General features: G+C 68.8%; 4 protein-coding genes. All 4 read left to right on the forward strand.

Annotated features, from left to right (window positions below):
* Positions 1-99: 99 nt before the first annotated feature.
* Positions 100-1,518 carry an aspartate aminotransferase family protein gene (locus ACE191_RS18200; RefSeq protein WP_400193665.1) on the forward strand — a complete coding sequence of 473 codons (1,419 nt, stop codon included), beginning with the start codon at positions 100-102 and terminating at the stop codon, positions 1,516-1,518.
* Positions 1,519-1,533: 15 nt separating this feature from the next.
* Positions 1,534-2,415 carry a cupin-like domain-containing protein gene (locus ACE191_RS18205; RefSeq protein ID WP_400193666.1) on the forward strand — a complete coding sequence of 294 codons (882 nt, stop codon included), beginning with the start codon at positions 1,534-1,536 and terminating at the stop codon, positions 2,413-2,415.
* 211 nt (positions 2,416-2,626) lie between these two features.
* A complete protein-coding gene (locus ACE191_RS18210; protein ID WP_400193667.1) occupies positions 2,627-10,447 on the forward strand; it encodes an amino acid adenylation domain-containing protein in 7,821 nt (2,606 codons plus the stop codon).
* 44 nt (positions 10,448-10,491) lie between these two features.
* Positions 10,492-23,244 (forward strand): amino acid adenylation domain-containing protein, encoded by a 12,753-nt coding sequence (locus tag ACE191_RS18215; protein WP_400193668.1) that lies wholly within the window; start codon positions 10,492-10,494, stop codon positions 23,242-23,244.
* Positions 23,245-23,257 lie beyond the last annotated feature (13 nt).

Raw genomic sequence — 23,257 nt, forward strand, 5'->3', positions numbered from 1 at the left:
AACCCGCCTGACTGCGGCCGGCCGCCCGGCTGCCGGCCCCCAACTCAACCCAGCCCGACTACTCAACTTTCTCTTCAACCCGCCAACCCCCCGCGTACCATGACCGATTTTACCAATTACCATTTTTCCGAAGAGGCCCGCATCGTGAGCGAATCGATTCCCGGCGAGCGGTCCAGGGAGCTGATTCAGCAGCAGATAGAACTGGAAGGCAGCGTGGTGTCGTACCCGCGCAGCATTCCCATTGCCCTCAAGCGCGCCAAGGGCGCCATTGTGGAAGACGTGGACGGCAACCAGTTCATCGACTTCTTTGCCGGCGCCGGCGTGCTGAACGTGGGCCATTCCAACGAGGAGGTAATGGCCTACGCCGTGGAGCAGCAGAAGCACCTGGTGCACGCCCTCGACTTTCCCACCGAAAACAAGCTCTCGGCCATTCGCAAAATCCTGGGCTGCCTGCCCGAGGCGCTGCGCGACCAGTACAAGGTGAGCTTCGGCGGCCCCACCGGCTCCGACGCCATCGAGGCGGCCATCAAGCTGGCCAAGATCAAGACCGGGCGCGACACCATCATTGCCTTCACCGGCGGCTACCACGGCATGACCTCGGGGGCGCTGGCCCTGACCTCGAACGTGGGCTTCCGCAGCAAGCTGCCCTCCTTAATTCCCAACGTGCACTACGTGCCCTACAGCTACTGCTACCGCTGCGCCTTCAAGCAAAAGCCCGGCGCCTGCCAGAACCAGTGCGTGGACTACCTGCGGCAGGTGCTCGAAAACTCCCACTCGGGCGTGCCCAAGCCGGCGGCCATCATCATCGAGCCCATTCAGGGCGAGGGCGGCAACATTGTGCCGCCGGAGGGCTACCTCGAAGACCTGGTGCGCCTGGCCCACCAGCACGACGTGCTGGTCATCTTCGACGAGATTCAAAGCGGCTTTTTCCGCTCGGGCGAGTTCCTCTCGTGGATGCACACCGACGCCGTGCCCGACATCATTGCCATTTCCAAGGGCCTGGGCGGCGTAGGCTTCCCCATCTCGGGGCTCATCTACCGCAAGGACGTGGAGGCCTGGGGCCCGGGCGCGCACATCGGCACCTTCCGCGGCAACCAGGTGAGCTTGGCCGCCGCCAACGGCGCCTTCGACTTCATCGAGCGCCACGACGTGCGCCAGCACACCAAGGAAATGGGGGCCTACCTGATGGAGCGCCTCGAAACCCTGAAGGCCGACTGCCCCTACCTGGGCCAGGTGCGCGGCCGCGGGCTGATGATCGGGATGGAGTTTGTGCGCGACGCCGACACCAAGGAGCCCTTCCCCAGCTTCGTGAAGGCCTTCCGCGCGGCCTGCCTGCAGCGCGGGCTGCTGTTTGAGGTGGGCGGGCACTACAACAACGTGGTGCGCCTGGTGCCCCCGCTCATCATCACGCCCGCCATCGTGGACGCGGCCGTGGACATCATGCGCGACGCGCTGACCTTCCTGCTGGCCACCGAGCCCGAGTTTGCCCGGGCCGATCAATCCCTCACCCTCGCTTAACCTTCCCGCCCCGTCATGAAAAAGATTCAGGTTGTCGACACCATCTCCGGCCGCGAGTTTCACGAGCGGTTCGTGAAAACCAACACGCCCGTGCTCATCCGCAAGATGACCCAGGGCTGGGACGCGCTGCACGCTTGGCAGGCCGACTACTTCAAGGAAATTGAGGGCGGCGTGCAGATGGCCACCAAGGTGGGCGACGTGTCGAAAGGGGAGCGGAAGTCCATGCTGCTGAGCGAGTACGTGCGCCTGCTGCAGGGCTACGAGCAGCAGCTCAGCAACGGCGAGAAGCCGCCCAAGCCGCCCTACCTGCACGACGTGCCCATCTTTCACCTGCTGCCGGCCCTCATCAAAGACATCGAGCCCTTCCCCAAGGAACTGCTGCCCGAGTGGTACCACGACAAGTGGTACAACTACATCCAGTTCTTCATGGGCGCCACCGGTAGCCTCACGCCCCTGCACTTCGACACGCTTTACACCCACAACCTGTTCTTCCAGGTGGCCGGCCACAAGCGCTTCATCCTGATTCCGCCCGATCAGAAAGACCAGTGCTACGTGGAGGGCTGGCGCTGGGCCAAGTTTGACCCCAGCCGCCCCGATTACGACAAGTTTCCCCGGGCCCGCGGCGTGGAGCCAATGGAGGTGGTGCTGGGCCCCGGCGACATCCTGTTCATGCCCTCGGGCACCCTGCACCAGGTGCACGGGCTGAGCTACTCGGTGTCGTTCAATATCGACTGGCACACGGCCAAAACCGCCCGCAAGGGCATGCTCTCGGTGTTTCGCGGCGCGCCCCGGCAAAACGGCTACTACAACATGCTCATCTGGGCCGGCCTCTCGCTGAAAGTGCCCCCGCGCTACATTTTTCCGCGCTACAAGTCCTACCTGAACTACGTCAGCTAGGGAGCTGCAGCAGCTTTTCGCGGCCCCGTCGGTGCCGGCCCCCGTGGTCGGTGCCGGCGGGGCCGCTGGCGTTGGGTGGGCGCCGCGGCGGGGTTTATCCCGGCCAACGGGGCATTGGTGTAATAAAGTTTAGCTGCCTAAGGCGGTGCCTGATCTTTCGGAAGGTCAAAAAATGCGGGGGGCCTTGGGCCCGGCCGCCAGCTGCACTGCCATGAGCGAAAAAGAGAATATCCAGCAGATTTACCCGCTGACGTCGATGCAGGAAGGCATGCTCTTCCACACGCTGCGCGACGCGTCGAACGCCTACTTCTCGCAAACCACTTACACGGCCCGCGGCGAGCTGCGTGCCGACCTGCTCGAGCGCAGCCTCGACGAGCTGGCCCGGCGCCACGACATGCTGCGCACCTCCTTCGTGTACGAGAAGGTGGAGCAGCCCCTGCAGGTGGTGCTGCGCAACCGCCGCATTGCCCTGCACGTCGAGGATATCAGCCACCTGAGCGAAGCCGAAGCCGCCGCCTACCTGGCCGACTTCCGCCGGCGCGACGTGGCCCGGGGCTTCGACCTGACCCGCGACCCGCTGATTCGGCTGAGCGTGCTGCGCACGGCCGAGCGCCGCCACGAGTTCGTGTGGAGCTACCACCACATGCTCATGGACGGCTGGTGCCTCTCGACTTTGCTCACCGAGCTGCGCGAAATCTACCGCGCCGCTCAGGCCGGGCGGCCCGCCCAGCTGCCGCCGGCCCAGCCCTTCAGCCGCTACATCAAGTGGCTGGGGCAGCAGGACAAGCCGGCCGCGGCCGCCTACTGGCAGCAGTACCTGCGCGGCTACGAAACCCTGGCCGCCATTCCGCCCGACCGCGAGGCCCAGCCCGGGGTGCCCTTCACCGCGCCCGAGGTGGCCTCGCTCACGCTCGGCGCCGAGCAGACCCGCCAGCTCGAAGCCTGGGCCCGCCGCCAGCACACCACCCTGAACACCGTGTTCCAGGCCGTGTGGGGAATCTTGCTGGCCCGCTACACCAACGTGACCGACGTGGTGTACGGCAATGTGGTGTCGGGCCGCCCCGCCGACTTGCCCGGCGCCGACCAGATGATCGGGCTGTTCATCAACACCGTGCCGCTGCGGGTGCGCTTCACGGCCGCCACGCGCTTTGCCGAGCTGGTGCGCCAGCTGCACCACGACGCCGTGGAGGCCGTAACCCACCACCACCACCCGCTGGTCGACATCCAGGCCGGCACCGAGCTGAAAAGCCAGCTGATTCAGCACGTGGTGGCCTTTGAGAACTACCCGGTGCAGGACGACCTGCTGGAGGCCCCCGAGGGCGACGACCCTTTCAGCCTGGGCAACGTGGGCGGCTTCGAGCAAACCAGCTACCAGCTCGACGTGGACGTGGAAATCGGCCGCGAGCTGACCGTCACGCTGTACTTCAACCCCCAGCACTACTCGCCGGCCTACATCCAGCGCCTCACCCGGCACCTCAATCAGCTGCTCGAGCAGGTGCTGGCCAACCCCGAGGCCGTCATCAGCGAGCTGGAGCTGATTACGCCCCAGGAGCGCGCCGAGCAGCTCGCGGGCCTGAACCGCGGCGCCGTGGCGTTGGGCAACGACCAGCCCATCAACCTGCGCTTCGAGCAGCAGGCCGCCCGCTGGCCCGCGGCGCCCGCCGTGCTGCACCGCGACACGACCTGGAGCTACGCCCAGCTCAACGAAGCGGCCAACCGCATCGGCCACCAGCTGGGGGCCCTGGGCGTGGCGGCCGGCGCGTTTGTGGGCGTGCACCTGGAGCGTGGCCCCGAGCTGGTAGCCGCCCTGCTGGGCATTCTGAAGCTGGGTGCCCACTACGTGCCCCTCGACGTGCAGAACCCGGTGAGCCGCACCCGCGAGCTGATGACCGGCAGCCAGATGCAGGGCGTGGTAACCGATGCCGCCGGCCTGCGGGCCCTGCTCGCCGCCGACCCCGCCGAAAACGAGGCCGCCTGGCCCCGGGTGCTGAGCGTGGACGCGCTGCCGGCCGCCGTGCGCGAGCAAGCCGCCGCAAGGGGCCTGCGCTGCGCCGATGCCACCGAGCTGTGCCAAGCCGCCACCCACAACCTGCCCAACCAGAACCAGCTCGACTCCTGGGCCTACATGCTCTACACCTCGGGCTCCACGGGCCAGCCCAAGGGCGCCATCACCCGCCACGACGGGGCCATGAACCACCTGCTGGCTGAAATCGACGAGCTGCAGCTGCCCGTGGGCTTCCGCTTCCTGCAGAGCGCCAGCATCTCGTCCGACGTATCCGTGTGGCAGATTCTGGGGCCCATCCTGCACGGCGGCGCCACCGTCATCATCGACAAGGACGATCTGCTCGACTACGCGGCGGTGCTGCGCATCATGGCCCGGCAGCAGGTAACCATTGCCGAGTTTGTGCCCTCGTACCTGCTGGGCCTGGCCGAGTACGTGGAAGGCCTGAGCGCGCCGGCCAACCCGCTGCCGGCTTTGCAGTGGATGATGATGGTGGGGGAGGAGGTGCCCGTGCCGCTGGTCAACCAGTGGCTGGCGCTGCTGCCCGGCTGCCGGGTGGTAAACGGCTACGGCCCCTGCGAAGCCTCCGACGACATTGCCCAGTTCCTGATCGACGCGCCGCTGCCGGCTGCGTTCCGCAAGGTGCCCATCGGCCGACCCCTGGCCAACATGAACATCTTCGTGGTCGACCGCCACGGCAAGCTGCTGCCCACGGGGCTGCCCGGCGAGCTGGTGGTGTCGGGCGTGGGCGTGGGGGCGGGCTACTGGCAGGAGCCGGAAAAAACCGCCGCCAGCTTCCTGCCCAACCCCTTCGAGGGCACCCTGGGCGACACGCTCTACCGCACCGGCGATTTGGCCCGCTGGCGCCCCGACGGCCTGCTGGAATTCCTGGGCCGCATCGACTCGCAGGTGAAAATCCGCGGCTACCGCGTGGAGCTGGGCGAAATCGAAAACCGCCTGCGCGCCTGCCCCGCGGTGCACGACGCGGCCGTGGTCATCCGGCCCTACCAGGGCGAGCGGCAGCCCATTGCCTACCTGGTGCCGCGCCAGCCCGAGGCGCTGCACGACGAGGCCACCCGGCAGGAGCTGCGCCGCACGGTGCAAAGCTTCGTGCAGCAGCACCTGGCCGCCTACATGCACCCGGCCGAGTACGTGCTGCTGGCCGCCTTTCCGCTCAACCTCAGCGACAAAGTCGACCGCAAGGCCCTGCCCGAGCCCGGTGCCGCCCCGCGCCGCGCCCGGCTGGCCCCAGCCAACGACACCGAAGCCCGCCTGCTGACCCTGTGGCAGAAAGTGCTGGAGCGCGAAAGCATCGGCACCGACGAAAACTTCTTTGAAATCGGCGGCCACTCGCTCAAGGCCACGCGCCTGGCGGCCCAAATCAACAAAGCCTTCGACGCGGGCATCTCGGTGCGCACCATTTTCGCCGCGCCCACCATTCAGCAGCTAAGCCGGCAGCTGGCCGCCGGCACCAGCCGCTACCAGCCCATTCCGCCGGCGCCCGCGCAGCCCAGCTACCCGCTCTCGCACGCCCAGCAGCGCCTGTGGCTGGTCAACCAGCTCGACCAGGACCAGTACAGCTACAACATGACGGCGGTGTACGCCATCGACGGGGTGCTGAATCCAGCCGCCCTCGACCACGCCCTGCGCCAGCTGGTGGGCCGCCACGAGATTCTGCGCACCGTGTTCCTGACCGAAGCCGGCGAGCCGCGCCAGCGCGTGCTGCCCGCCGACTCGGCCCGCGGCCTGCGCTACGACGACTGGCGCGGCCGCGGCCTCGACCAAGGTGCCGCGCTAGCCCAAGCCCAGCAGGACTTCAAAACCGTGTTCGACCTGGCCCGGGGCCCGCTGCTGCGCACCCGCCTGATTCAGCTCGCCGACCAACAGTTTGTGCTGGTGCTGGTACTGCACCATTTGGTGGCCGACGGCTGGTCGGCCGACATTCTCATCGGCGACCTGTTTGCCTATTACCGCGCCGCCCAGCACAGCGTGGCGGCCGAGCTGGCCCCGCTGGCTTTGCAGTACAAGGACTTTGCCGTGTGGCACAACCAGGAGCTGAGCGGTGCCCGCGCCGAGCAGCTGCGCGCCTACTGGACCAGCCAGTTTGCCGACGCGGTGCCGGTGCTGGAGCTGCCCACCGACTTTGCCCGCCCGGCGCGGCGCAGCCAGCGCGGCGCGGCCCTGGAAATCGAAATCGACGCGGCCACTACGGCGGGCCTCAAGCAGCTCAGCGCCCGACGCGGCGCCACGCTGTTCATGGGTTTGCTGGCCTCGGTGAAAGCCCTGCTTTACCGCTACACCGGCCAGCAGGATTTGGTGGTGGGTACCGTGGTGTCGGGCCGCGACCACAGCGACCTGGAAGAGCAGATCGGCTTCTACGTGAACACCCTGGCTTTGCGCACCCGCTTCGACGCGGCCGCTTCGTTTGAGCAGCTGCTCGACCAGGTGAAGGACAACACGCTGGCGGCCTTTGAGCACCAGGCCTACCCCTTCGATCAGCTGGTCGACGACCTGAGCATCGGCCGCGAGCTGAGCCGCTCGCCCTTGTTCGACGTGCTGGTGGTGCTGCAAAACAACGGCGGCGGGGACGACGCCTTCGCCGGCCTGCCCGAACTGCGCATTGCCGGCGCCGACGTGGCCCAGGAGTACAGCAAGTTCGACCTCACGGTGGAAGCCTGGGAAAACGCCGCCGGCACGCTCACCGTGGCCCTGGAGTACAGCACCGATTTATTCACGCCCGCCCGCATCGGGCGCATGGCCGGCCACTACACCCAGCTGCTGCGCGCCATCGTGGCCGACGCGCAAACCGCCGTGGCGGCCCTCGACTACCTGCCCGCCGCCGAGCAAACCGAGCTGCTGGCCCTGGCCGGCGAGGCCGGCGCGGTGCTGGCTGTTGACACCATTCCGGCCCTGTTTGAGCAGGTAGCCGCGCAGCACGCCGCCGCTACCGCCGCCGTCGACGAAAACCGCGCGCTCAGCTACCAGCAACTCAACGCCGAAGCCAACCAGCTGGCCGACTGCCTGCGCCGGCGCTACCGGGTGGGCGCCGAGGACATCGTGGTGGTGGCCATGACGCGCCGGGTGGAGTTTGTGACGGTGATTCTGGCCGCGCTCAAGGCCGGCGGGGCTTACCTGCCGCTGGAAGCCGCCACGCCCGCCGGCCGGGTAGCCGAGCTGCTGGCCGAAACCGGCGCCCGGGTGCTCATCACCGACCAGCCCGACCTGCTCGAAATCCTGGGCAACACCCAGCCCTGCCTGGGCATCGACGACCTGGACCTGAGCCAGTTCAGCGCCGAAAATCAGCCCAACCCGGGCCTCAACGCTAGCTCGCTGGCTTACCTGATGTACACTTCGGGCTCGACCGGCAAGCCCAAGGGCGTGATGATCGAGCACCAGGGCGTGGTGCGGCTGGTGCGCGACACCGACTACACCGGCTACGGCCCCGGTCAGCGCCTGCTGCAAACCGGTTCCCTGGCCTTCGACGCGGCCACCTTTGAAATCTGGGGCCCGCTGCTCAACGGCGGACAGGTGCACCTGCTTTCCCTCACCCACCTGCTCGACACCCAGCGCCTGCGGGCCATCATCCAGGAGCACGGCATCACCCAGGCGTTCTTCACCACTTCCTGGTTCAACCAGCTCGCCGATGAGGCCCCCGGCCTGTTTGCCGGCCTGCAGCGGGTGCTCACGGGCGGCGAGAAGATGTCGGTCGGCCACGTGCGCCGCGTGCAGCAGCACTGCCCCGGCCTGGAGGTGGTAAACCTCTACGGCCCCACCGAAAACACCGCGCTGTCGACTTACTGCCTGGTGCCGGCGCCCGCGCCCGAGCACATTCCGCTGGGCCGGCCCATCGCCCGCAGCACGGCCTACGTGGTGGACGGGCGCGGGCGGCTGGTGCCCCCGGGCGTGGCCGGGGAGCTGTGGCTGGGCGGCCCGGGCCTGGCCCGCGGCTACTGGCAGGACGAGGCGCGCACGGCCCGGCAGTTCGTGGCCAACCCTTTCGGCCAAGGCCGCCTGTACCGCTCGGGCGACGTGGCCCGCTGGCGCGAGGATGGCCAGCTGGAGTTCCTGGGCCGACTCGACGACCAAGTCAAAATCCGCGGCTTCCGCGTCGAGCCCGACGGCATTGCCGGCGTGCTGCGCAGCTTCGAGGGCGTAGCCGACGCGGCCGTGCTGGTGCACGCCGACGCGGCCGGCGACAAGCTGCTGGCGGGCTACTACGTGGCAACGCAAGCGGTAACGCCGGCGGCGCTGAAAGCCTACCTGCAGGAGCAGCTGCCCGCCTACATGGTGCCCGCGCTGCTGCTGCCGCTGCCCGCCCTGCCGCTCAACCGCAACGGCAAGCTCGACAAGCAGGCTTTGCCCGACATCCAGCCCCTGCTCAGCCAGGCCGCGGCGGGCCGCCAACAGCCCACTACTGCTACCGAGGCGCAGCTGCTGGCCATCTGGGAAAGCGTGCTGGGCCGCGGCGGCCTGGGCACCACCGACAACTTCTTCGAGGTGGGCGGCAACTCGCTCAAGGCCGTGCGCATCCTCGCGCGCATCCAGACCGAGCTGCACCGCAACCTGGGCCTGGCGGCCTTCTTCCAGGGCCCCACGGTGCAGCAGCTGGCCGCCGCCATCGACCAGCAGCCGGCCGCGCCGCTCGCCGGCATTGCGCCGGCGGCCCCGGCCGCGCGCTACGAGGTGTCGCGGGCCCAGAAGCGCCTCTGGATCATGGACCAGCTCGAAGCCGAGCGCGCGGCCTACAACATCTGCGGGGCCTACGTGCCGGCCGAGGAGCTGACCGCGCCCTTGCTCAGCGAGGCGCTGCGCCGCCTGCTGGCCCGCCACGAGATTCTGCGCACTTGCTTCGTGGAAGACGGCGGCCAGCCCTACCAGCACATCAGCCCCGCCGAAGGCCTGGCTTTGCCGCTGACGGTAACTGAGCTAAGCGCCGACGAGGACTTCGCCGAGGCCGTGCAGCTGGCCCTCGACCAGGAGCAGACCCACGAGTTTGCCCTCGACCAGCTGCCCCTGCTGCGTTTGTGCCTGATTGCGGCTCCGGGGCAGCAGGCCCTGGTGCTCAACCTGCACCACATCATCGGCGACGGGTGGTCGTTGCAGCTGCTGCTCGACGAGCTGGCCGCCCACTACCGCGCCGCCCAGGGCCGGGCCGACGCGCTGCCCGCGCTGCCCATTCAGTACAAGGACTACGCCGCCTGGCACAACGAGCAGCTCGCCAGCCCCGCGTTTGAAGCTCACCGCCAATACTGGGTGCAGAAGCTGGGTGCCCCCGACGCCCGCCCCGAGCTGCCGCTCGACCGGCCCCGGGCCGCGCTGCGCAGCTACGCCTGCGAGGTGCTGCTCTTCGAGCTCAGCGCCCCGCAGGCCGAGGCCCTGCGCCGCCTGTGCCGGGCGCACGACGCGAGCTTGTTTACCGGCCTGCAGGCGCTGGTGAAAGCCTGGCTCAACCAGTATCTGCGCAACGGCGACGTGACCGTGGGCACCACCACTGCGGGCCGCGACCAGCCCGAGCTGGCCGGGCAAATCGGCTGCTACGTGAACGTGCTGGCTCTGCGCACCCGCTTTGCGGCCGGCGCCTCGTTCCGCGAGCTGCTGACCACGGTGCGAGAGGACACGCTCGAAGCCTTCGAGCACCAGGCCTACCCCTTCGACTTGCTCATCGAGAAGCTCAACGTGCGCCGCGACCTGAGCCGCAACCTGCTCTTCGACGTGATGCTGACCTACCTCGACGGCTTCGAGGGCGACGACCCGGCCGACGGCCTGGGCTGGCGCGACTGGCGCCCCGACGGGCAGGAAAGCACCAACAAGTACGACCTGACGCTGGCCTTCCAGAGCCGGCCCGGGGGCGGCATAGCCGGCGAGCTGACCTACGCCACCGACCTGCTGCTGCCCGCCACCGCCGCCGCCCTGCAAACCGCCCTGCTCGATTTGCTCGACCAGGTGCTGGAGCAGCCTGACCAACCCCTCAACCAGCTGCCCACCGCCGCCCTGTCGGAGGCCGTGAGCCTGGAAGACGACTTCAACTAAGCCCCGCCGCCGCGCCCAACCTTTCCCACTTGCTATTGACCACCATGAACGACGCGCTCATTCAGCCCGATAAAAAAGTTTCCTACTGGCTCGACAAGCTCCAGGCCGCCGGCGGCAGCGCCTTCTACGAGCTGACCCTCGACGACCCCAGCCTGCGCCTGACCGAGCGGGCCCAGCTGCCGCTAGAGGTGCCGGCCGCGCTGGCCGCCCAGGTGCTGGGCGTGTGCAAGGGCAAGGACCTGAACGTGTACAAGCTGGTGCTGGCCGCCCTGGGCGTGCTGCTGCACAAGTACACCCTGCGCCAGGACGTGCTGCTGACCACCCCGGGCGTGCAGCTGCCCGGCCACACGGCCCCGCTGGCCCTGCTGGGGCTGCAGTTTTTCCAGGTGAGCGTGGCCGACGACGACACGGCCAAAACCTTGTTGGGACGCGTGCACCAGGAGCTGGAAATGAACCTGGCCCGGCAGGAGTTCGACTACGAGGAGCTGGCCGAAAACTGGCTCAGCCAGCCCGCCCTGGCCCAGCTGGCCTTCGCCACCGGCTTCTACTACGAACCGCTGAACGTGTACCACCCCGACCTGGAAAAGGTGGACTGGCTCTGCAAGCTCTACCGCGACGGGCAGCAGCTGCGCCTGGAAATCGACTACCAGGTGGACTGCTACTCGCGCCGGGCCGTGGAGCTGCTGGGCCAGCAGCTGCTGCGCGCCCTGGAGCTGATGAGCGCCGACCTGACCACCCGCCTCGACTCGCTGAACGTGCTGTCGGCCCTCGACCAGGAGCTGATTTTCGGTCCCTTCAACGCCACCGACCGCGACTTTTGCTGCGACTCCGTCATCGAGCAGTTTGAGCGCCAGGCCGCGGCCACGCCCGACGCGGTGGCCGTGAAAAGCAACGGCACGGTGCTGACCTACCGCGAGCTGAATGAGCGCGGCAACCAGCTGGCCCACTACCTGCTGCGGGAGTGCGGGCTGCAGCATCAGGAAAAGGTGGCCGTGATGGTGAACCGCTCCGAGCGCATCATCATCGGCATCATCGGCATCCTGAAGGCCGGCGGCTGGTACATTCCCGTCGACCTCAGCTCCCCGCCCGAGCGCATTCAGTTTTTCGTCGACGACAGCCAGTGCCGCCTGGTGCTGACGGAAACCGAGCTGCTCGACGCCGGCCTGGTGCGCACCGCCGGCCGCCTGTTCTCGCTCGACCACTGCCACGCGCAGCCCACCCACACGCCCGAGCGCCAGCTGGCCGACTTCGACCTGGCTTACATGATTTACACCTCGGGCACGACGGGCAAGCCCAAGGGCGCCATGGTGTACCACCTCTCGCTGGCCAACCACGTGAGCTGGTTCCGCCGCCAGTTTGCCCTCACCCCGCAGGACAGCACCATCCTGATCAACTCCTACAGCTTCGACGGCTGCTACAGCTACATCTGGGCCACGCTCACCGGCGGCGGCACCCTGCACGTGCCCACCGACAGCTTCTTCGACCCCGACAAAACGCTGGCCTACATCAAGCAGGAGGGCATCACCTTCCTGAAAGTGGTGCCCTCCACCTTCGGCGTGCTGGTCAACTCCCGCACCTTCGACGAAGACCCCGCGGCCTGCCGCTCGGTGCGCATCATCAAGCAGGGCGGCGAAACCATCAACGTCAAGAACCTGCGCAAGTACCTGAGCCACTACCCCAACGTGGTGCTGGGCAACCACTACGGCGCCACCGAGGCTACCATCGGCTCGGTAGCCCACTGGATAACCAAGGACAGCATCGACGCCTTTGCCGAGCGCCCGGTGGTGGGCTCGCCCTTCGACAACCAGCGCGTGTACGTGCTCGACCAGCACAATCAGCTCTTGCCGGTAGGCGTGTCGGGGCAGATCTGCATCGGCGGGGTGGGCGTGGGCGCGGGCTACTACCGCCGCGAGGAGCTCACGGCCCACAAGTTCATCGACAACCCCTTCGGCCCCGGCCGGCTCTACAAAACCGGCGACCAGGGCCGCTGGCTGCCCGACGGCACCCTGGCCTTCTCGGGCCGCATCGACAACCAGGTGAAAATCCGCGGCTACCGCGTGGAGCTGGACGAGGTGGCCGAAACCCTCAAGGAGTTTGGCCCGGTGCGCGACGCGGTAGCTTTGCTGCACGAGCCCGACGGCCAGCCCCAGCTTACGGTGTACTGCGTGCTCGACGGCGCCCCGGAGCTGACTCAGCTGCAGGAGCACATGAAAAGCCGCCTGCCCGAGTACATGCTGCCGGCGGCCTACGTGCCCGTGCACACCATTCCGCTCACGCCCAACGGCAAGCTCGACAAGCGCGGACTGCCCGACCCCGAAACCCACCGCCTGCGCCCCGAGCGAGTGCGCGTGGCGCCTGCTACGCCGGTAGAGGCGCGACTGGCCGAGCTGTGGCAGGAGCTGCTGGGCCTCGAGCAGGTGGGCTGCACCGACAACTTCTTTGAAATCGGCGGCCACTCGCTCAAGGCCACCCAGCTGGTGTCGCTGCTGCACCGCGAGTTCCACGTGCGCCTGCCGCTGCGCACCGTGTTTCTACAGCCCACCATCCGCGAGCTGGCCCAGGTGCTGGCTGAGGCAGGCACCGAGCAGTACGAGCAGATCCGGCCCGTGGCCGAGCAGCCGCACTACGAGTTGTCGCACGCCCAGAAGCGCCTCTGGGTTATTGCCAGCCTGCAGGACGAGCAGATTGCCTACAACATTCCCCACGCCGTGGAGCTGCGCGGCCGCCTCAACCCGGTGGCCTTTGCCGGCGCCCTCGAAGCCCTGGTGGCCCGCCACGACGTGCTGCGCACGGTGTTTCCAGTGATTGACGGCGAGCCGCGCCAGCGCGTGGTGCCGGTGGCCGACTTCGGCTTTGCCCTGCGCTACGACGATTTGCGCGGCCACGCCGACGCCGAAAGTGAAGCGGCCCGCCTGGCCCGCCAGGACGCCGAAACCGTGTTCGACCTGGCCCGCGGCCCGCTGGTGAAAGCCCGCCTGCTGCAGCTGGCCGACGAGCGCAGCGTGTTCCTGCTCACCCTGCACCACATCGTGTCCGACGGCTGGTCGACCCAGGTGCTGTTCCGCGACATCCTGACTTTGTACCGCGCCTTCAGCCGCGGCGAGGCCAGCCCGCTCGCGCCCCTGCCCATTCAGTACAAGGACGTGGCCGCCTGGCAAAACCAGCTGCTGCGCTCCGAGGCCATGCAAACCCACCGCGCCTACTGGGCCCAGCAGTTTGCCGGCGAGCTGCCCGTGCTGGAGCTGCCCCTGGACTTTGCCCGCCCCAAAACCGCCGACTACGCCGGCGACTACCGCACCCTGACCCTCGACCCGGCGCTGTCGGCCGAGCTGAGCCGGCTGGCCGCCGAGCGCGGCGTGAGCTTGTTCATGGTGCTGCTGGCGGCCGTCAAAACCCTGCTCTACCGCTACACCGGCCAGCAGGACCTCATCGTGGGCAGCCCCATTGCCGGCCGCGAGCACGCCGACCTCGAAAACCAGGTGGGCTTCTACGTCAATACCCTGGCCATTCGCTCGCAGCTCAGCGGCCCGCAGTCGTTTGATGACTACCTGCAGGTGGTGCGCGAGCGGCTGCTCGAAGGTTACCAGCACCAGGCCCTGCCCTTCGACGAGCTGATCGACCAGCTGAACCTGAGCCGCGACAATGGCCGCTCGCCTTTGTTCGACGTGCTGGTGGTGATGCAAAACAACGGCTCGGAGCGCAGCGACCTGTTCGAGCAAAGCGAGCTGGAAGCCCACCCCTACAGCAACGAAAACCCCGTCAGCAAATTCGACCTCACCGTGGACTGCTGCGAGGAGCGCGAGGGCCTGGTGCTGGGCATCGAGTACCGCACCAGCCTGTTCGCCGCCGCCCGCATCGAGCGCATGCTGGGCCACCTGGCCAACCTGCTGCGCCACGTAGCGGCTCACCCCGCAACCGCCCTCGACGACATTCCCTACCTGGCCGAAGCCGAGCAGCAGCAACTGCTGAGCTGGGCCGGCGAAGCCGGCGCGGTGCCGGCCACCGACACCATCCACGGCCTGTTTGAGCAGGTAGCCCGCCGCCACGCCGCCGACCTGGCCGTGGCCGACGAAACCCGGGAGCTGACCTACGCCCAGCTCAGCGCGCAAAGCAGCCGCCTGGCCGCCCGCCTGCGCCGGCAGCACCAGGTGCAGCCCGGGGAAGTGGTGGCCACCGTGATGCAGCGCGGCACCGGCTTCGTGCTGAGCATGCTGGCCACCCTGAAAGCCGACGCGGTCTACCTGCCGCTGGAGGCCCACACCCCGCTGGAGCGCATTCGCGAGCTGCTGGGCTACACCCAGGCCCGCGTGGTGGTGACGGATAGCGCCGAGCTGGCCGCCCACCTCACCGGCGAAGTAGCCACCGTGCTGCTGCCCGAGCTCGACCTGAGCGGCGCGGCCGGGGAAGAGCAGCTGCCGGCCAGCCAGGCCACGGCCGCTTCGCTGGCCTACGTGATGTTTACCTCGGGCTCGACCGGCAAGCCCAAGGGCGTGATGATCGAGCACCAGGGCGTGGTGCGGCTGGTGCGTGACACCGACTACACCTGCTTCGACGCCCGCCAGCGCACCCTGCAAACCGGCTCCCTGGCCTTCGACGCGGCTACCTACGAAATCTGGGGCCCGCTGCTCAACGGCGGACAGGTGCACCTGCTTTCCCTCACCCACCTGCTCGACACCCAGCACCTGAAAGCGGCCATCGAGCAGAAGGGCATCACGCAGATGTTCTTCACCACTTCCTGGTTCAACCAGCTGGCTGATCAGCACGTGGAGGTGTTTCAAGGCTTGGAACGCGTGCTCACGGGCGGCGAGAAAATCTCGCCCGGGCACGTGCGCCGCGTGCAGCAGCACTGCCCCGGCCTGGAGCTGGTGCACGTGTACGGCCCCACCGAAAACACCACCTTCTCGCTGGCCGGGCTGATTCCCGCGCCCGCTGGTGCGCAGATTCCCTTGGGCCGGCCCATTGCCCGCAGCACGGCCTACGTGGTGGACGGGCGCGGGCGGCTGGTGCCCCCGGGCGTGGCCGGCGAGCTGTGGCTGGGCGGCCCGGGCCTGGCCCGCGGCTACTGGCAGGACGAGGCGCGCACGGCCCGGCAGTTCGTGGCCAACCCCTTCGGCCACGGCCGCCTCTACCGCTCGGGCGACGTGGCCTGCTGGCGCGAAGACGGCCAGCTCGAGTTCCTGGGCCGACTCGACGACCAGGTCAAAATCCGCGGCTTCCGCGTCGAGCCGGCCGAAATCGGCAACGTCATCAAGCGCCACCCCCTGGTAACCGACGCGGTGGTGACGGTGCATGTGGCCGAAAGCGGCGACAAAGCCCTGGTGGCCTACTACACCGCCGACGCGCCGCTGGCCGCCGCTGCGCTGCGGGCCTACCTGCTCGAACTGCTGCCCGCCTACATGGTGCCCACGGTACTGATGGAGCTGCCCCTGATGCCGCTCAACGCCAACGGCAAGGTGGACCGCCGCGCCCTGCCCGCCCCCGACTTTACCGCCGATGCTGCCTACGTGGCTCCGGCCACCGAAGCCGAGCAGGCCATGGCCCGCCTCTGGGCCGAGGTGCTGAACCTCGACGCCGACGCGGTGTCGGCCGAGGCCAACTTCTTTGAGCTGGGCGGCCACTCGCTCAAGGCCATCAAGCTGGTGGGCCTGATTCACCGCCACTTCGGCGCCGAAGTGCCGCTGGCCCGCGTGTTTGCCGCGCCCACCCTGCGCGGGCTGCTGGCCGAGCTGCCCGCCGCCGGCCGCGCCTACCGGCCCCTAGCTCCGGCGCCCGCTCAGGAAACGTACCCGCTTTCCTCGGCCCAGAGCCGCATGTACTTCCTGCAGCAGTTCGAGCCCGCGGCCACGGCCTACAACGTGCCCGGCACGCTGGCCCTGCCCGCCGGCACCACCTACGCCCAGGCGCAGCGGGCCCTGCAAACCCTCACCGACCGCCACGACAGCCTGCGCACCTCGTTTGAAGACCAGGACGGCACGCCGGTGCAGCGCATTCACGCCAGCGTGCCGGTGCAGCTGCAAGAGCTGCCCGCCCCGGCCGACCCGCAGACTGCTCTCGACCTCTTCGTGCGGCCCTTCAACCTGAACCAGGCGCCGCTGTTCCGCGCCGGCTGGCTGCCGGCGGCAGCAGGGGAGGAGCCGGTGCTGCTGCTCGACTTCCACCACATCATCACCGACGGCCTCTCGCAGGCTTTGCTGCAGGCCGAGTTGCAGGCTTTGCTGCGCGGCGAAACCCTGCCGCCGGTGGCCCACCAGTACAAGGACTACGTGTGCTGGCAGCAGAGCCCCGCGCAGCGCGCCCGGCTGCAGGAGCAGCAGCAGTACTGGCTGGCACGCTTCGCCGATGAGCGACCCACCCTGCAACTGCCCACCGATTTTGCCCGCCCCGAAACCCACAGCTTCGAAGGCGCCGAAGTAAGCCTGACGCTGAGCGAAGCCGAAACCCAGAGCCTGCACGCGCTCTGCCGCCGCCACGACGTGACGCCCTACATGGCCTTGCTGGCGGTGTGGACGCTGCTGCTCTCCAAGTTCAGCGGGCAGCACGACATCACGGTGGGCACCCCGGTGGCCGGCCGCGCCCACCCCGGGCTGAAGTCCATCGTGGGCCTGTTCGTGAACACGCTGCCCATGCGCAGCCAGCCGGCGCCCGACAAAACCCTGGCCGACTACCTGCGGGAAGTGAAAGCCGCTACCCTGGCCGCCTTCGACCATCAGGACTTTCCCTTCGAGGAGTTGGTGGAGCTGGTGGGCGCGGGCCGCGACCTGAGCCGCAACCCCTTGTTCGATACCGTGTTCGGCCTGCTGAGCCGCGACGAGTTTGCCCAGGAAGTCGACGGCAGCAGCTCGGAGTCCTGCTTCGACGAGCAGGCCGTGGTGTCGAAGTTCGACCTGAACCTGCGCGCCCTGGAGCTGGAGCGCGGCCTCTACCTGAGCCTGACGTACTCCACCCGCCTGTTCGGCCGCGCCACCATCGGCCGCCTGCTGGCCGGTCTGCGCCAGCTGCTGACCGCCGCCGCTACCGCCGAGGCCAACCCGACCCTGGCCGAGCTGAGCGTGCTCAGCGCCGCCGAGCGCGAGCAGCTGCTGGTGGCCAACAACCAGACCGCCGTCGACTTCGCCACGGCTACGGCCACCGTCAACCAGCTCATCGAAGCCCAGGCGGAATTGCGCCCCGAAGCGGTGGCGCTGGTCGACGAGCAGGGCCGGCTGACGTACCGGGAGCTGAACCAGGCTGCCAACCGCCTCGCGGCGGGGCTGCGCCGCCGCGGCGTAGGGCCCGGCGCGCTGGTGGGCATTCTGCTGCCGCCCACGGTACAGATTATGGTCGCCGTGCTGGCCGTGTACAAGGCCGGCGGCGCCTACGTGCCCCTCGACACGGCCCTGCCCACCGGCCGCATCCGCCACATCCTCGACGACAGCGGGGTGAAGGTGCTTTTGTCCGACGCCGACGGCCGGGCCGAGCTGGGCGCGGCCGCCGAGGTGCTCGACGTGCACGACCCGGCGCTGCTGCTGGAACCGGCCGACAACCAGCCCGCCGTGAACTCGCCCGAAGACCTGGCCTACGTCATCTACACCTCGGGCTCGACCGGCAAGCCCAAGGGCGTAATGATTCAGCAGCGCAGCCTGGTAAACTACATCGGCTGGTACGTGGCCCGCACCGACTGCCGCCCCACCGACCGCACCATTCTCACCTCGTCGTACTCCTTCGACTTTGCCCACACGCTGATGTTCCCCATCCTCACGGTGGGCGGGCAGCTGCACGTGGTGGCCAAGGAAACCTACCTCTCGCCCGAGCACCTGGCGGCCTACCTGCAGCAGCACGCCATCAGCTACCTGAAAATTACGCCCACGCTGTTTTCGGTGCTGCTCAAGAGCGCGGCCTTCCGCCCCGAGTGGCTGGCCGGCCTGCGCCACCTGATGCTGGGCGGCGAAGTCATCAACGTGGCCGACCTGCGCACCTTCTTCGCACTCTACCCCGACAAGCCCGTCATCAACCACTACGGCCCCACCGAAACCACCGTGGGCTGCGTGTCGCGCACCTTCACGGCCGCCGACCTGGCCGCCCTCGACGGCGCGCCCATCATCGGCAAGCCCATCAGCAACCTGCGCGCCTACGTGCTCGATGCCAGCCGGCAGCCGGTGCCCGTGGGCGCGGTGGGGCAGCTGTACCTGGCCGGCGCGGGCGTCTCGCCCGGCTACCTGCACCAGCCCGCGCTGACGCGGGAGCGGTTTGTGCCCAGCCCCTTCGCGGCCGGCGACACGCTCTACGCCACCGGCGACCTGGCCCGCTGGCTGCCCGACGGCAACCTCGTGTGTTTGGGCCGCGCCGACCACCAGATCAAGATTCGCGGCTACCGCGTGGAGCTGGGCGAGATTGAGCGCGTGCTGGCGGCCTGCGAGTTGGTAAACGAAGCCTGCGTGTGCGTGCGCCGCGACGCCGACGGCGACCTGCTGCTGGCCGCCTTCGTGGCCGGAGCCGCGGCCCTCGATCTAAGTGAGCTGCGCCGCAGCCTGAAAGCCCAGCTGCCCGAGTACATGGTGCCCGCGGTGCTGCGCCAGCTGCCCGCGCTGCCGCTCACGCCCAACGGCAAGCTCGACCGCCAGCTGCTGACCACCATGCCCCTGGAAGCGGCGGCCAGCGCGCCTGCCGCCGACTACGAGCCCGCCGCCACGCCGCTGGAAGCCCAGCTGCAGCAGGTATGGGAAGCCGTGCTCGGCCAGGGCCCGGTGAGCGTAACGGCTAGCTTCTTTGAAATCGGCGGCCACTCGCTCAAGGCCCTCAAGGCCACCACGCTTCTGCAGCGCGAAACCGGGGTGAACATCCCGCTGAAAACCTTTTTCCGCCTGCCCACCATCCGGCAGCAGGCGGCCTGGGCCGCGGGCCAGACGCGCCAGACCTACGAGGCCATTGTCCCGGCGCCGGCTTTGCCCCACTACCCGCTGTCCCACGCCCAGATGCGCCTGTGGGTGCTGCAGCAGCTCGACGAGCAGCAGACCTCCTACAACGTTCCTTCGGCTTTCCGCCTGCGCGGCCCGCTCGACCTGGCCTTGCTTGAAGCCAGCTTCCGCGGCCTGCTGCAGCGCCACGAAATTCTGCGCACCGTGTTCCGCCTCATCGACGGCGAGCCGCGCCAGGTGGTGCTGGGGCTGGACGAGCTGCCGGCCTTCTTCGAGGTGCTCGACCTGCGCCCGGAGGCGGAGCCCTGGGAAGCGGCCCGCGAGCTGCTGGCCCGGCAGGCCAACCAGGTGTTCGACCTGGCCCAGGGCCCGCTGCTGCGCGTGCAGCTGCTGCAGCTGGGCGCCGACGAAGCCGTGCTGGCCCTCAACATTCACCACATCGTGTCCGACGGCTGGTCGGCCGGCCTGCTGCAGCGCGAGCTGCTGATGCGCTACAACGCCGGCCGTCGCGGGCCGGAAGCCGAGCTGGCCCCGCTGCCCATTCAGTACAAGGACTACGCCTACTGGCAGCACGAAACCCTGGCCGGCGGCCGCGGCGCCGCGCACGCGGCCTACTGGCAGGACAAGCTGGCCGGCGAGCTGCCCAGCCTGGCTTTGCCCGCGGACTTCCCGCGCCCGGCCGTGAAAACCTTCAACGGCGACTACTTCCAGTACGTGATCAGTCCCGCGCTGGCCGAACGGCTCGAAGCCCTGGCCGCCCGCCACCAGGCCAGCCCCTTCATGCTGCTGCTGGCTGCCCTCAAGACCCTGTTTTTCCGCTACACCGGGGCCACCGACCTCATCATCGGCACGCCGGTGGCCGGGCGCGAGAAGGCCGAGCTCAACGAGCAGCTGGGTTTCTACGTGAACACCCTGGCGCTGCGCACCCAGCTCACACCCGGGCAAACCTTCGCCGCCTTGCTCGACCAGGTGAAGGACGGCGTGCTGGAAGCCTTCGAGCACCAGCACTACCCCTTCGACCGGGTGGTGAGCGAGTTGGGCGTGCAGTTCGACCCCAGCCGCTCGGCTTTGTTCGACGTGATGCTGGTGTACCAGAACAACGACGAGGTGGACGGCCGCGAGCTGGCCCTGGAGGGCCTGCAGCTGGAAGAGCTGACCGAGGAGTTCAAGGGCAGCAAGTTCGACCTGACCTTCGTGGCGCGGCGCACCGCCGAGGGTTTGCAGTTCCACGTCGAGTACAACACCGACCTGTACCGCCCGGCCACCCTGGAGCGCATGCTCGACCACCTCAACGCCCTGCTAGCCAGCGTGGCCGCCCGCGCCGAGACGCCGCTCACCCAGCTCGGCTACCTGAGCCCGGTGGAAGAAGAGCTGCTGCTGAGCGGCTTCAACCAAACCGGCAACGCGGAGCCGCTGCCCGCCGGCTCGGTGCAGGCCTGCTTCGAGCGGCAGGTGGCCCTGAACCCCACGCGGCCGGCCCTGCTGTTTCCCCACGGCCAGCTCAGCTACCAGCAGCTCAACGAGCAGGCCAACCAGCTGGCTCACTGGATTCAGACCAACTACCAGGTCGGCCCCGATCAGCTGGTGGCCTTCGTGCTGGAGCGCAGCGAGTGGCAGGTGATTACGCTGCTGGCCATCCTGAAAACCGGCGCCGCCTTCCTGCCCATCGACCCCGCGTACCCGGCCGGGCGCATCCGCTTCATCCTCGAAGACGCCCGCCCCGTGCTCACGCTGGTAGAGCGCCCCGCCGACTTCGACGCGGCCCTGCCCGGCGCGGTGGAGTGCCTGCCTGAGCTGCTGCCCGCCCTGGCTGGGCAGTCCACGGCCAACCCGGCAGACCGCACCCAGGCCAGCGACCTGGCCTACGTCATCTACACCTCGGGCTCGACCGGGGCCCCCAAGGGCGTGATGGTGGAGCACGGCGGCAGCCTGAACATGGTGCGCGACCAGGTGCGCCGCTTCGCCGTGGGCCCCGCCGACCGCTGCCTGCAGTTCGCCTCCATCTCGTTCGACGCCTCGGTGTACGAAACCTTCATGGCCCTGTACGCCGGCAGCGCGCTGGTGCTGCTCACGCCCGGCCTCATTGCCAACCCCGAGCGGTTCCTCGACTACGTGCTGCGCCAGCGCGTGACGGTGGCCACGCTGCCGCCGGTATACCTGGCCAGTCTCGAGCGCGAAAAGCTGCACGCTCTGCGCGTGCTCATCACCGCCGGCGAGGCGCCCAACCTGCCCGACGCGCTGGCCCTGAGCCGCCACCTGGCTTACTACAACGCCTATGGCCCCACCGAGTACAGCGTGTGCGCCACCACCTACCGCGTGCGGGGCGACGAAACCAGCATCCCTATCGGGCAGCCCATCGACAACACCCAGGCGCTCATTTTGGACGCCAGCGGCCAACTGCTACCGGCGGGCTTCTGGGGCGAGCTGCACCTGGCCGGCGCCGGCCTGGCCCGCGGCTACGTGAACCGCCCCGAGCTGACGGCCCAGCGCTTCGTAGCGCACCCCTGGGCCCCGGGCCAGCGCCTGTACCGCACCGGCGACCAGGCCCGCTGGCGCCCCGACGGCCAGCTGGAGTTCCGCGGCCGCCTCGATAACATGGTCAAGATTCGCGGCTACCGGGTGGAGCTAGCCGAAATCGAGCAGGCGCTGCTGACTTACCCGGACGTGAGCCAGGCCATTGTGACCTACGAGCAGGCCGGCCCGGGCCTCGACCAGCTCAGCGCCTACGTGGTGGCCGCCGAGGCCGTGGCCCCGGCCGAGCTGAAAAACTACCTTGCCGCCCGCCTGCCCCAGTACATGGTGCCCGGCTACTACTGCCAGCTGGCCGAAGTGCCCGTGACGGTGAACGGCAAGGTGGATCTGCGCGCTCTGCCCCGGCCCGGCGCCGCCCTGGCCGCCGCGGCCGAAGTGGTGGCCCCGGCCAGCGAAACCGAGCAGGCCCTGGCCGCGCTCTGGCAGCAGGTGCTGCAGCTGCGTCAGGTGGGCGTCACCGACAACTTCTACGACCTGGGTGGGCAAAGCATCCTGGCCATGCGCCTGATTGCGGGCATCTGGAAAACCTTCGGCATCAACGTGAGCATCCGGGACCTGATGCGCTGCCCCACCATTCGCGAGCAGGCCGCCCTGCTGCTGGGCGGCGGCTCCGACCGCGGCCTGCTGCTGCCGCTCAACCGCCTGCAGGCCGGCCAGCCCACCCTGTTCATGGTGCCGCCGGTGGTGGGCTCGTCGTCGGTGTTCCGGCCGCTGGCGGCGGTGCTCGAGCCGGCCGGTATCAACTGCTACGGCCTGCAGCACCGGGGCTTCGACTACGACGAGCCCTTCGACCAGAGCCTGGCGCAGATGGCCCGCTCGTTTGCCCGCGAAATTACGGCCCAGGCGCCGGCCGGGCAGGTGATTTACCTGCTGGGCTACTCCATGGGCGCGCTGCTGGCCGCCGAAACCGCCCAGCTGCTCGAAGCCGCCCGCTACCAGGTAGAGCTGGTGCTGCTTGATAGCGACCCGCTGGCCGACCACGCCCGCTTCACCGCTGCCGAGGCCGACGCCGAGGCCCTGGGCGACGAGCTGCTCGACGAGCTGCTGCACGCCCACCTGCCCACCGCGGCCGGCGAGGTCGACGGCCTGGGCGAGCGGATGCGCCGGCTGCTGCGCCACAACCTCGGGCTGCTGCGCCACTACCGTCCGCAGGTGCAGCTCACGGCCCCCATTCTGGCCCTGGAGGCCGAGGAAGGGGCGCGGCCGGAGCGCATGCGCAGCTGGCAGGGCTTTACCCGCGGCCCCGTGACGCTGCAGCGCGTGCCCGGCCACCACTTCAGCCTGCTCGACGAGGAGCGCCTGCCGGGCCTGGCCCGCCACCTGCTGCAGGCCACCTCCATTCTGAACACCAGCAGCCTCAACCTTGCCTGATTCGGCCCCTGCG

Origin of the sequence: Hymenobacter sp. B81, assembly GCF_044628455.1 — a bacterium.
Lineage (GTDB): Bacteria > Bacteroidota > Bacteroidia > Cytophagales > Hymenobacteraceae > Solirubrum.

What these genes read in the sequence shown, in the direction of transcription:
- ACE191_RS18200 (WP_400193665.1), top strand. Translation starts at nt 100, where the DNA reads ATGACCGATTTTACCAATTACCATTTTTCCGAAGAGGCCCGCATCGTG.
- ACE191_RS18205 (WP_400193666.1), top strand. Translation starts at nt 1,534, where the DNA reads ATGAAAAAGATTCAGGTTGTCGACACCATCTCCGGCCGCGAGTTTCAC.
- ACE191_RS18210 (WP_400193667.1), top strand. Translation starts at nt 2,627, where the DNA reads ATGAGCGAAAAAGAGAATATCCAGCAGATTTACCCGCTGACGTCGATG.
- ACE191_RS18215 (WP_400193668.1), top strand. Translation starts at nt 10,492, where the DNA reads ATGAACGACGCGCTCATTCAGCCCGATAAAAAAGTTTCCTACTGGCTC.